13 protein-coding genes are annotated in these 11,183 nt (G+C 60.6%); 2 read left to right on the forward strand and 11 right to left on the reverse strand.

Annotated features, from left to right (window positions below):
• Window positions 1-192 precede the first annotated feature (192 nt).
• Together M3436_15975 and M3436_15980 are read left to right on the forward strand one after the other, a co-directional pair.
• Window positions 193-489 carry a hypothetical protein gene (locus tag M3436_15975; GenBank protein ID MDQ3565545.1) on the forward strand — a complete coding sequence of 99 codons (297 nt, stop codon included), beginning with the start codon at window positions 193-195 and terminating at the stop codon, window positions 487-489.
• The gene (locus tag M3436_15980; protein MDQ3565546.1) at window positions 425-979 is read left to right on the forward strand and encodes a nitroreductase; all 555 of its coding nucleotides are present in this window, start codon (window positions 425-427) and stop codon (window positions 977-979) included. Before M3436_15975 ends, M3436_15980 begins: the two co-directional genes overlap by 65 nt.
• 168 nt (window positions 980-1,147) lie before the next feature.
• Here the strand turns inward: M3436_15980 and thiL are convergent, their stop codons facing one another.
• The 11 genes from thiL to M3436_16035 form a co-directional block, all read right to left on the reverse strand.
• A complete protein-coding gene (gene thiL, locus M3436_15985) occupies window positions 1,148-2,107 on the reverse strand; it encodes a thiamine-phosphate kinase (GenBank protein ID MDQ3565547.1) in 960 nt (319 codons plus the stop codon).
• A 44-nt stretch (window positions 2,108-2,151) separates the two neighbouring features.
• A complete protein-coding gene (gene nusB / locus M3436_15990; protein MDQ3565548.1) occupies window positions 2,152-2,595 on the reverse strand; it encodes a transcription antitermination factor NusB in 444 nt (147 codons plus the stop codon).
• A complete protein-coding gene (gene ribE / locus M3436_15995) occupies window positions 2,592-3,071 on the reverse strand; it encodes a 6,7-dimethyl-8-ribityllumazine synthase (GenBank protein ID MDQ3565549.1) in 480 nt (159 codons plus the stop codon). The genes nusB and ribE overlap by 4 nt, the downstream gene beginning before the upstream one ends.
• Window positions 3,072-3,091: 20 nt before the next feature.
• Window positions 3,092-4,198, reverse strand: coding sequence for a bifunctional 3,4-dihydroxy-2-butanone-4-phosphate synthase/GTP cyclohydrolase II (gene ribBA, locus M3436_16000; GenBank protein MDQ3565550.1), 1,107 nt, complete (start codon window positions 4,196-4,198; stop codon window positions 3,092-3,094).
• A gap of 52 nt (window positions 4,199-4,250) precedes the next feature.
• On the reverse strand, window positions 4,251-4,853 hold the full coding sequence (locus tag M3436_16005) for a riboflavin synthase (protein MDQ3565551.1): 603 nt from the start codon (window positions 4,851-4,853) through the stop codon (window positions 4,251-4,253).
• A 22-nt stretch (window positions 4,854-4,875) separates the two neighbouring features.
• Complete coding sequence (ribD, locus tag M3436_16010; protein MDQ3565552.1) at window positions 4,876-5,961, reverse strand: bifunctional diaminohydroxyphosphoribosylaminopyrimidine deaminase/5-amino-6-(5-phosphoribosylamino)uracil reductase RibD; 1,086 nt, start codon at window positions 5,959-5,961, stop codon at window positions 4,876-4,878.
• Window positions 5,962-6,000: 39 nt separating this feature from the next.
• Window positions 6,001-6,462 carry a transcriptional regulator NrdR gene (gene nrdR, locus M3436_16015; protein MDQ3565553.1) on the reverse strand — a complete coding sequence of 154 codons (462 nt, stop codon included), beginning with the start codon at window positions 6,460-6,462 and terminating at the stop codon, window positions 6,001-6,003.
• A 93-nt stretch (window positions 6,463-6,555) separates the two neighbouring features.
• Window positions 6,556-7,812 carry a serine hydroxymethyltransferase gene (locus M3436_16020; GenBank protein ID MDQ3565554.1) on the reverse strand — a complete coding sequence of 419 codons (1,257 nt, stop codon included), beginning with the start codon at window positions 7,810-7,812 and terminating at the stop codon, window positions 6,556-6,558.
• A gap of 238 nt (window positions 7,813-8,050) precedes the next feature.
• Window positions 8,051-8,326, reverse strand: a complete 276-nt coding sequence (locus tag M3436_16025; GenBank protein ID MDQ3565555.1) for a helix-hairpin-helix domain-containing protein — start codon at window positions 8,324-8,326, stop codon at window positions 8,051-8,053.
• A gap of 338 nt (window positions 8,327-8,664) precedes the next feature.
• Window positions 8,665-10,005, reverse strand: coding sequence for a metallopeptidase TldD-related protein (locus M3436_16030; protein ID MDQ3565556.1), 1,341 nt, complete (start codon window positions 10,003-10,005; stop codon window positions 8,665-8,667).
• Window positions 9,986-11,183 (reverse strand): TldD/PmbA family protein (locus tag M3436_16035; protein ID MDQ3565557.1); only part of this gene is annotated, 1,198 nt, incomplete at its 5' end. The genes M3436_16030 and M3436_16035, both read right to left, overlap by 20 nt.

Raw genomic sequence — 11,183 nt, forward strand, 5'->3', positions numbered from 1 at the left:
TTCACTGATGGACGCCCCGCCCCGATTCACGTCCTCGATGGGTTGCCCGCAAAGCTTGTGGTTGAGCGTCTTCCGTCAGGGCAGGTCGCGACTGTCAAAGGCTCGATCGAGGCCGGATTCGTTAAGGATGGTAATTTTATCACTCGTGAGGAAGCCGCCGCCGCAGTCGACGGTTGAACAAGAGGTATTCCTATGGACCGCGAACTTCTAGGCTTGTTGTTTTTGGCGTTTGTGCCTGGTATGGTGATTGTCGTTGTTGGGACGGTCACCGCAATACGGAAATACGGCGCCGTTTTTCTCTGGGGCCTGAGGTTTGAACCAGTGCGCGAAAAGCTTGCTGCGCTGTTACGCGGCATGCAAGCACCCCGACCCGTGCCCGTCGAAGCGCAGCGCGACACTATCATAGAAACCAAAACGGCCGCTCATGTCGCCGCTACTCGCGGAAAAACTAATTCGATCCCGCCGCACGATCCATATTTTCGGGCGTGAATCACCGCCCAGAGAGATTATCCTGCGGGCTATTGATGTCGCGCGATGGGCGCCGAACCATCGGCTTACCGCGCCATGGCGTTTCTACCTCCTGGGTCCCGCGACCGCCGATGCGATCTGCCGCCTAAACGCCGAGCTGACCTCCCAAGCTAAGGGTGCTCAAGCGGGGCAGGCCAAACTCAGGCGCTGGCGCGAGATTCCTGGTTGGCTGGTTCTGACCTGCAAAAATTCCGACGATCCTATCCGTGCCCGTGAAGATTATGCGGCCTGTTGTTGCGCACTTCAAAACATGTGTCTTTATCTGTGGAGCGAAGGTATTGGGTGCAAATGGACGACGGGCGCTATCACCCGCGCCTCCGGCTTCTTCGACTTGATCTCGGTAAACCCGGTGTTGGAAACCGTGGTTGCCCTGGTGTGGTTCGGATACCCGGCCGAGATCCCGAGCACCAATCGCAAACCCGCCTCCGAAACTCTTGTCGAGCTCCCTTAGCGCTCTTATCCTGCCGCGCCAGCCCGAGGCGCGATGCCGCGGACGAACACGGGAACTCGTGCGAGGCTCCGATTATTCGATGCGGGCAAGATGCGGCGCGAAATGCGCCAGGAGATCATGGAACCGAACCGGGCGCTGCATGTGGGCATGCCCGACTGACGACGCGTGTCAAAAATGCCGAAAACCGTGAAACCGCGGCACGAACGCTGTACCGCGCGGATCGATAAAACGCAATCCTTCCCGCCTCTGGATCTGACCGATGCGAGTAATCCAAACCCCACCGAGATCCGGTCCCAGCTTATCGGCTTGGATCTCTGGGACGGTGAAACACAGCTCATAATCCTCCCCACCGCCGAGCGCCAGTTCCCATTGTCGAGGAAGCTCCGGCAGCGCCTGTAAAGCGCTGGAGCGCGGGAGGCGATCGAGCTCAATCACGGCCCCGACGGCATTCGCGGCGAGGATGTGGCCGAGATCGGTCGCTAGGCCATCGGATACGTCGATGGCGCTCGATGCAAGGCTACGCAACAAGACGCCCTGCGCAACGCGCGGCGCCGGTCGATGCAGGCGTGTCCGCAGGTAGTCCGTGTAAGGAGCAATTTCGGGGTGCGAGCCGCCCAGCGCTTCCAGAGCGAGCGCGGCATCTCCCAAGGAGCCGGTGACGAAAATCGCATCGCCCGGTTGCGCGCCGATGCGCCTGAGAGCGCCGCCTTCGGGAAGGATCCCGTGGGCGGTCACCGAAACCGTGAGCGGCCCGCGGGAAATGTTACCCCCGACCAAATCGAGCGCATGCCGGCGGGCCAGGTGAAAAAATCCGCCGGAAAAACGCTCAAGCCATTTCTCATCTGCCTGGGGCAGCGTCAGCGCAAGCGTGGCGCAGAGCGGCTCGGCGCCCATCGCGGCCAGATCGCTCAGGCTGACCGCCAAAGCTTTGTGACCAATTGCTTCGGGCTCGGCGTCATCGGAAAAGTGCGTGCCCGCTACCAGGGTGTCGACCGTGATCGCGAGGTCTCGGCAACCCGGCACACGCAGGATAGCCGCATCGTCACCGACCCCGATGACCACCTCGGGGCGATCCGGTGGCCGCGGGCGGAAATAGCGGTCAATGATCTCGAATTCCGAGAGCGCCACGGAGCGGGTTAACTCGGCCGTACGCGGAGTTTTTCGTGGGCGGGCTAGCCGCGCGACAGCGCGCGCATCTCAGCCGATCTGGATGTTCCCACCACCTTGTCGAGGACGCCGTTGACATACTTATGGGCTTCTGCGGCGCCAAACATTTTGGTCAATTCGATGGCTTCGTTGATGACCACACGCCAGGGTATTTCAGGGCTATACCTCAATTCGTACGCGCCGATCAGGAGGATCCCGCGTTCTATAGGATCGAGCTCCTGAAACGGGCGATCGAGAGCGTCCTGTAAATCGGATTGTAATTCGTGTACGTGCGCCGGGATTTCACGCGTGAGTGTCGAAAAGTAATCCATGTCCACGTTCACCAGCTCACGCTCGGCGACAAATTCCTTAATGATATCGCGCGGATCGTGTCCCGCCAGTTGCCATTGATAAAGGGCCTGCACGGCGCAGCGCCGCGCGCGCACGCGGCCGCGGATAGGGGTAGTCATAGGCGTAATTTACGCGTGAGCGAGATCATTTCGATTGCGGTCAGCGCGGCATCGGCCCCGCGGTTCCCCGCCTTGCCGCCGGCCCGCTCGATAGCCTGCTCGACAGTTTCTACCGTCAAAACAGCGAACACAACCGGAATACTTGAGCCGAGGCTGACCTTGGCCAGCCCGGTGGCGCAGGCCGCAGCGATGTGCTCAAAATGAGCCGTGGCTCCGCGGATGATGGCGCCTAGCGCAATGATCGCATCGAACTTAGCGCTTCCCGCCATGGTTTTGGCAATGAGCGGCATCTCCCATGCGCCGGGGACGTTTACGCGGGTGATATCGCGCTCCGGAACCCCGTGGCGGCGCAACGTCTCCACGCATCCGCTTACCAGGTTTTCAACGATAAAGGCGTTAAACCGGCTCGCGATGATCCCGAATCGCGCCGGCGGATCCAAAAGCGCCTGGCCGGCGATGGTGATGATGTCACCCATAACGTGTACCCGCTCGATCTTTAATTCACGTATTCTACGACTTCCAAGCCGAAACCGGAGAGCGAGTGGATGCGTTTAGGCGCACTCAGGACCCGCATCTTGCGCACGCCGAGGTCGGCGAGGATCTGTGCCCCCAGGCCGATCGTTCGTAGATTGTCCGGCTTGTGGCGGCTTCCGTGTGACTCGGCCGCGCTTCGCTCCTCGAAGCTATCGATCTGGCGGATGAGATCCGCCGCCTCGATTTGGTTGCAGAGGATGACGACGACACCGCTCGATTCTCGCGCGATGCGTATGAGCACATCGCGCAAGCGCCAGCCGCATTCCTCCCGCAGGCTCCCGGTTAAATCACAAAGCGGATTGTTGATATGCACACGAACCAGCGCCGGTTGCTGTGCGTCGATGGGGCCCTTGACCAGCGCGAGGTGGAGGCTCTTGCCGATTTGGTCTTGAAAGGCTACGAGCCGAAATTCTCCGAACTCGGTTGTCAATGCGCTCTCGGCGACCCGATCGACGGTCTTCTCGTGTTGCATCCTGAAACGGATGAGATCGGAGATGGTTCCGATTTTCAAGCCGTGCTGCTCAGCGATCAGTTCGAGATCGGGCCGCCGGGCCATCGTGCCGTCGTCTTTTAAAATCTCAACGATCACAGCGGCGGGTTCGAAACCCGCGAGACGGGCGAAATCACAACCGGCCTCCGTATGCCCGGCGCGGGTCAAAACGCTACCCGATTGGGCCATGAGCGGCAGCACATGGCCGGGTTGAACGAGATCGTCCGGTTTGGCATCCGGTGCCACGGCGGTGCGTATTGTCAAGGCACGATCCGCGGCCGAGATCCCCGTGGTTACGCCGCGGGCGGCTTCGATCGATACCGTGAAATTAGTGGTGTGGCGGTAGTAGGTATCGCGTACCATCAGGGGGAGATTGAGCTGTTGACAACGCTCCCTGGTGAGAGTCAAGCAGATGAGTCCGCGCCCATGGCGCGCCATGAAATTGATGTCCTCGGGCCGGACGCAACTGGCCGCGATCAAGAAATCGCCTTCGTTCTCACGGTCCTCGTCATCCATGATGATGACCATTTTGCCGTCGCGGATTTCGTCGATGATCTGTTCAGTGGCTTGTATCGGCATCTGTGATCCAAGAGCGCGGCGCGTTCCAAACCGTCGGCGGTTCAGCTTACGCCTATTGTACTGAAGTGTAGGTCATGAGGCGTTCGACATACCGCGCAATGAGATCGACTTCGATATTAACGGCCATCCCGGCGCGATAGCCGGCGGCAACGGTCGCCTGGAGCGTATGCGGAATAAGCATAACATCGAATGCGCCGCCCGCGGCATCGTTGACGGTGAGGCTCACGCCGTCCACGGCAACCGAACCCTTGCGGCTCAGGTATTTCGCCAACGCATCCGGTATGCCGATTCTAAGCCGAACCGTGGATCCATCCTGAATGCAATCCGTAATCGCGCCCATGCCATCCACGTGACCGGTCACGATGTGGCCGCCGAGGAGCCCACCCAGGGCGAGGGCCTTCTCAAGGTTAACCCGGGCGCCGGGCCGGAGGCTCCCTAGCGTCGTTCGAGCGAGTGTCTCTGGCGATAAGTCCATGTCGATACGGCGGTCACGATAGCTGAGCACCGTGAGGCAGCATCCGTTCACCGCCAGGCTATCACCGCTTTGGAGGTGGCTCAGGTCGAGGCTCCCCGGATCGAGCGAGAGGCGGGCGGTGCCGTGACCGGACTGCAACGAAATGACGTGTCCTAGCGCTTGGATGATTCCAGTAAACATGGGGACGATGATGGCTCGCAACTCAGAGCTTGTGGCGATAGTTTACCCGCGCAATCACCCGCACATCGGGTCCTATGGCGCGGGTGTCGAGGATCGACAGCTCGATGCATTCTGCCATCGTTGCGATCGTGTCGAGGCGCGCCATCGGCAGCGCTTTACTTCCCATCAGCTTGGGGGCGATATAGATAACGATCTCATCGACGAGACGGGCTTGCAGTAAGGCGCCGTTCAGGGTGGGCCCCGCTTCGACCAGGATCTCATTGAACTCCAGTCTTCCGAGATGGTTGAGCATCGATTCGAGATCGAGGCGCTCTCCACGCATCGCGCTCGCGATGATCTCGGCGCCGTTGGCAATGCCCGTCGCGGACTTATCCCGCTCGCCGTTCCCCGTAAGAACCAAAATGCGGCCCGGTTCGGACAGCATCTTCGCAGTCCCCGGAAACCGCAACCTGGAGTCTAAAACAACGCGCACGGGTTGGCGGAATTCCGCCGCTCGGAAAGGGCTCCGCACCGTCAGCAGCGGATCATCTACCAGCACCGTGCCGATGCCGGTCATGACAGCGCTGCTTTGCGCTCTTAAACGTTGCACGTCAGCGCGGGCCGGAGCGGACGTGATCCATTGGCTGGCGCCGGAGTGCAGCGCGACTCGGCCATCGATGCTGATCGCGATCTTGGAGGTCACAAACGGCAGGCCGTGTTGCATGCGTTTGATGAACCCGCGGTTCAGCGCGATCGCCTGCTCCGCCAGCACGCCGGTCTGCACAGGTATTCCGGCTTGCTTTAAGGCGAGCAAGCCGTGGCCGTTGACCCGCGGGTTGGGATCGAGCGTCGCGGCGACGACGCGCGCGACGCCGGCTCGAATCAGCGCCTCCGTGCACGCGGGCGTTTTACCATGGAAGCAGCAAGGTTCCAGATTGACATAACAGGTCGCGCCCCGCGCGCGTTCTCCCGCGGCGTTGAGGGCCAGCACTTCCGCATGGGCTTCTCCCGCAAACCGGTGCCAACCCTCGCCGACGATAAGACCGTGGTGCGCAAGGACACAGCCAACCCGGGGATTGGGATGGGCTGTGCACAGGCCGCGGCGCGCCAGCGACAAGGCGCGCGCCATGAACCGATAGTCCTCCGCGGAGAAATCAGGCACGGGGCTCTACCTCGCGGGGTCCTTCCCGAGACGTTCGATCTCGTCGACGAAAGCTTGGACGTCTTGGAAGCTCCGGTACACGGAGGCGAAGCGCACGAAGGCGACGCGGTCCAGGGACCGCAACTGTTCCATGACCAGATCTCCGATGAGCCGCGCAGCCACCTCCCGCTCACCGCCGGAGCGCAAGCTTCGTTTGATCTCGGCGAGGGCGTGCTCGACGCGCTCGCCCGGCACCGGGCGCTTTTCGAGCGCGCGCAGCAGCCCGGTGCGAAGCTTCTCTTCTCTAAAGGGTTCCCGGCGCCCATCGGACTTGATAACGCGCGGCAGGTTCAACTCTGCCGCTTCGTAAGTCGTAAAGCGTTCTTGGCAAGCCGTGCATTCGCGTCTGCGCCGGATCTGATCGCCCTCCCCCACGAGCCGGGAATCGATGACGCGGGTCTCGGGTTCAGTGCAGAACGGGCAACGCACGCTACCGCCTTCTGCGAGCGGGGCGAGCGCTCTCCCTACCTGCCGCTAATTCCGCGACGCGTGCGCCGCCCGCCGCGGAAAGTGAGGCCGCGTCTAGTTGCCGTAGACGGGGAAACGTCGGCATAACTCAGCGACCTCCCCTTTAATGCGCGCGATCACCGCGTCGCTCTTGATGTTCTCGATGATCTCACACATCCAGGCGGCGACCTGAGCACACTCGACTTGTTTGAATCCGCGCGTCGTCACCGCCGGAGAACCAATGCGGATCCCGCTGGTAACGAACGGCGGCTGCGGATCATTCGGCACGGCGTTCTTGTTCACCGTGATGTGGGCGCGGCCCAATGCCGCGTCTAGCTCTTTCCCGGTGAGCCCTTTAGCAACGAGGTCGATCAAAAACAGGTGATTGTCGGTGCCACCGGAAACCACCTTGACGCCGCGCTGCAAGAACACCTGCACCATGGTTTTTGCGTTCCTGATGACCTGTTCGGCGTAGGCCTTGAACTCCGGTTGCATCGCCTCCTTGAAGGCGATGGCCTTGGCGGCGATGACGTGCATGAGCGGCCCTCCTTGATAGGCGGGAAAAACCATAAAGTTGATCTTCTTTTCGATCTCGGGGTTATCCCGGCCCATGATGAGACCCGCGCGCGGGCCGCGCAGCGTCTTATGGGTGGTGGTCGTGGTGATATCGGCAATATTCATCGGGCTCGGGTAGAGGCCCGCGGCCACGAGACCGGCCACATGGGCGATATCGGAGACCAGGTAGGCGCCGACTTGATCGGCGATATCCCGAAAACGTTGCCAGTCGACGATCCGCGAGTAAGCCGAGAATCCGGTCATGACGAGCTTCGGTTTGTGCTCAAGCGCGAGGCGTTCCGCTTGGTCGTAATCGATCTCTTCGGTTTGGGTATTCAAACCGTACTGCACGGCCTTGAATATTCGACCCGACACATTGACGCTGGCGCCGTGGGTTAAATGCCCGCCGTGAGCTAGACTCATACCCATAATCGTGTCGCCGGGGGTCAAAAGCGCGAGATACACCGCTCCGTTGGCCTGCGATCCGGAATGCGGCTGCACGTTGGCGAAGCCGGCACCGAACAACTGCTTGGCGCGGTCTATGGCAAGCTGTTCCACGATATCGACGTGCTCGCAACCCCCGTAGTAGCGTTTACCGGGGTAGCCTTCCGCGTACTTATTCGTCAGCACCGAACCTTGGGCCTGTAACACCCGCGGGCTGGTATAGTTTTCGGAAGCGATGAGCTCGATGTGATCTTCCTGCCGGCGGCGTTCGCCCTCCATGGCATTCCAGATCGCATCATCGAAACCGGCAATAGTCATATCTTTCTTAAACATAGTAAGACTCCGTGGGCTGCAGGCCCAAGAGATTATCAAATAAGCTTAAGCCTGAGAATGTGGAAGAACTCCGTGGCAGGGCATTGCGGTGTTCTTCCCGCCGCGGGTATCTTACTCAGTAAGTAGATCTGGGGCTAGGATGCAGAGAAAAGGGCGGGGTGGGTTCACCGCGAGAGACAAGTGGAACTGCTGCCCCCGGCGTCCTTGCGAAGGGCAGCAATTCCGAACCGCTTAGCGGTTACTGCGCGCTCTTGGGCATACTGACGTCAAGACTCTCGCGGTTCATCTCGACCGTCTTCTCGCCAATGCCTTCGACCATCACCAGATCGTCCACGGACTTGAACGGCCCGTGCTTTTCCCGATACGCGACGATCGCTTCGGCCTTGACCGGCCCTATGCCTTGGAGTGCGTTGGCCAAGGTTGTGGCATCGGCACTGTTGATATTAACAGACTCTCCGGCAAAGACAAGGGCGTTGAACAGTAACAGAGAAGCGAACAATAGTTTCTTCAGCATAGGATTCCCTTCCAATAGAAGTGGGATTTCGATGGATGCTTCGCAAACAGCGCCGATATCGGAAACCGCGGACCGCGCAATTTCCGCTGCGCGTTCCGCCCGGTAGTCGCTGTTGCGAAGCGTTTTTGCCTGCCGGGTTGGCGCCGTGAGACGGTTGGACGATCGCGAGGCGCTTACCGCAGGCGGCTACCTTTAGCGTATAGCTAAGCGAAATCTATAGGGGCTAAATCGGCGCATCGTCAATGGGAAGCACCGAATGCGACTCGTATCACAGAGCCTCGATTCCAGCGTGCGGAATCGGCGTCAGATGCAGGCTGTATCTTGGACCGGTACCGGTGTTACATGGTGAAAGTCACGCCGTCTATCAACGCCCCCGCAAGCAACATGCTTGCCGTGGAGCGCCACTCGTAGGTCCCGGGATCGATGATAAGCTCGCGTTCGGCAGTGAGACCGATCAGACCGTCGCCCAAGAGATGATAAAGGGTTTCATCCATGCGCATCGTAGTGATCGGGGCCTGGAGCGCTCCGCCCTCGACCCAGAAGCACGCGAATCGCGTCGTAGCGGTCATGCGGCAATCGTGACGATCGGAAAAATTGCAATACCAAAGGTTGCCGATATAAAGTCCTGTCTCAAGTTCTTCCAGGAGATCCAAGGACGAGGGGAGCCGCCCGCTTTCCATGACCAGCGACATGGGCGTTTCGGTTTCGGCATTGAGCGCGATCCCATATTCGGCCGCGCTGCGTTGATCGGCGAGACAATCGACGAAACGGCCGCTCTCGATCAGGCTTACCGCGCGGGGTTTTAGAAAACCCGAAGACGTAGATTGTGGATTTAGACCGCGCGCATGATCCTCCACGAGTGTGACACTCGGATGCAGAGCCTTCTCATGGCGCATGAGTTTGATTAACGGTGTGTGCTGGGTGCGCAAGCTTTTCAAGCTAAATCCTCCCCAACCCGCCAGTCCAAGGATTTCGCCGAGAGCCTGAGGCGCAAGGAAAGCGCGATAGCGCCCCGGCGCGAGCGCCTTGGGCGGTCTGTATAACACCTCGAGGTGCTCCCGGACCCGCCCAACCGCTCGCCGTAAGTCCTCGCTCTGCCAGACCTGACCCGCGTAGCCGAGCTTAACGGATTGCCCGTTATCGACATGGCAACTGCTATCCAAATGGAAGCTACCGGTAGAAAACCAATTTGTCTGCCCGAGGCTATTTGCAAACCCTCGATACAGGGTCCCGTTGGCCCACAGTCCCACGAGATCGAGCCCGTCCGCCGCCGCCAGTATTTCCGTGAGCGCGTGTTCACTGTCCGGTAAGTCGAAGTGGCGATTATCCTCGGTGCTGCATACGGCGGTGGCATAGAGCAAATAGGGATCATCGTGGACGAAATCGAGTTGTGACCGCAGCTCGGAAAACAGCTTCTCCAGGCGCGAGCGGTTGTGCGTGAGATCGTGGATCAGGGTACACGTGCCCTGGGTCTGGCGCCGGCGCCGGATCAAACACACGCGCAGCTCACTGTGCAATACGTGGCCGGCCTGCCGGATCCGTCCGCGGCTCAGGCGCACGAAATCCGAATCTTCGCCCAAGAAGTTCAGTAAACAGACTTCATCCGTTTGCGTGAGCGCGGCCGCCATGGCACGCACGGACTCGAATTGCCCGCGCGGGTCATGCATTCGAGAAGACATCGACGTCGCGGAAGACACAGGCGGGCGCCGCGTGCCCGACATGGATGGCCTGGTTCGGTTCGCCTTTCCCGCAGGTCGAGAGCCCCATTACCCGCCAGGTGCCAGCATCGCCCACCGCGCCAAGGTTGCGCCAGAAGGTCGCAGAAGTGCCGCGATAATTGGGATTTTTTACTAGGCCTTTTACCCCTCCGTCCTTGATTACCCACCCACACTCGCAGCCGAACTGAAACTTGTTTCGCTGGTCATCAATGGACCAAGAGCGATTGGTGTCCATCATGATCCCGTGTTCGATGCCCCGCACCAGCGCCTCAAGCGGGCTCGTGCCGGGTTCGAGATTGAGATTGGCCATGCGATCGATCGGCGGGCGGTGCCAGTGTTCGGCGCGCGTGCATGCGACCCCGGCGATCCGGGCTCGAGCCTGTGACGAATGACCACCGAGGGGGCGTTCGAGGATACCCGCCCGGATCAAGTACTGGCGTTCCGCCGCGCTGCCCTCGTCATCGAAGGCATAGCTCGCAAACTGCTCCGGGCGGCCGGGGTCGAAGGTCACGTTTAATAACTCCGACCCGTAACGGTAGTGACCGAACATGTCCAAGGTGACGAAGCTCCCACCCGCATAATTGCGCTCGTCCCCGAGGATGCGATCAAGCTCGATCGGGTGGCCGATGCTTTCGTGGAGTTGCAGGATCATTTGACCCGGCAAGAGGAGCAGGTCCATGCGGGCGGCAGGGCAATGCGGGGCTTCGAGGAGCAGGAGCGCCTCTTCGGCGATGCGCGCGGGCACGCTAAAGAACCCAAGCTTCTCGAGTTGTTCGAGGCCGCCTTGGCGGCCGTGGTCCGCCCCGAAGCTACGTCGTTGTGTATCGACACCGTTACTTGCTACGGCGACCAATTCCGGGATCAGGTCGGTCCATTCTTGCTCGATCTTACCGCCCAGGCTCGTGCACAGGACCGTGCGCGTGTGACGCAGCCGAACGCTCGCCTGCCAATCGACGATTCTCTCATGGCATTTGATCTTCCCGGCAGCCTCCATCAGGGCGGCGATGAGATCACCGACAACATTGCTTTGCCACGGTTGCGCCGCGGCATAGACGCCGCGCCGATCGACGCGCGGCAGGTTTTGTGCCTCAAAGAGCGCCCGGGGCGCCGATGCACGGGCCCATTCGCGGGCTTCCAGA

This window comes from Pseudomonadota bacterium (genome assembly GCA_030859565.1).
Classification (GTDB): domain Bacteria; phylum Pseudomonadota; class Gammaproteobacteria; order JACCXJ01; family JACCXJ01; genus USCg-Taylor.

Coding starts and splice junctions, on each gene's coding strand:
- M3436_15975 (MDQ3565545.1), top strand. CDS start 193: ATGGACCGCGAACTTCTAGGCTTGTTGTTTTTGGCGTTTGTGCCTGGT.
- M3436_15980 (MDQ3565546.1), top strand. CDS start 425: ATGTCGCCGCTACTCGCGGAAAAACTAATTCGATCCCGCCGCACGATC.
- nusB (MDQ3565548.1), bottom strand. CDS start 2,595: ATGACTACCCCTATCCGCGGCCGCGTGCGCGCGCGGCGCTGCGCCGTG.
- ribE (MDQ3565549.1), bottom strand. CDS start 3,071: ATGGGTGACATCATCACCATCGCCGGCCAGGCGCTTTTGGATCCGCCG.
- ribBA (MDQ3565550.1), bottom strand. CDS start 4,198: ATGCCGATACAAGCCACTGAACAGATCATCGACGAAATCCGCGACGGC.
- M3436_16005 (MDQ3565551.1), bottom strand. CDS start 4,853: ATGTTTACTGGAATCATCCAAGCGCTAGGACACGTCATTTCGTTGCAG.
- ribD (MDQ3565552.1), bottom strand. CDS start 5,961: ATGGCGCGCGCCTTGTCGCTGGCGCGCCGCGGCCTGTGCACAGCCCAT.
- M3436_16020 (MDQ3565554.1), bottom strand. CDS start 7,812: ATGTTTAAGAAAGATATGACTATTGCCGGTTTCGATGATGCGATCTGG.
- M3436_16025 (MDQ3565555.1), bottom strand. CDS start 8,326: ATGCTGAAGAAACTATTGTTCGCTTCTCTGTTACTGTTCAACGCCCTT.
- M3436_16030 (MDQ3565556.1), bottom strand. CDS start 10,005: ATGTCTTCTCGAATGCATGACCCGCGCGGGCAATTCGAGTCCGTGCGT.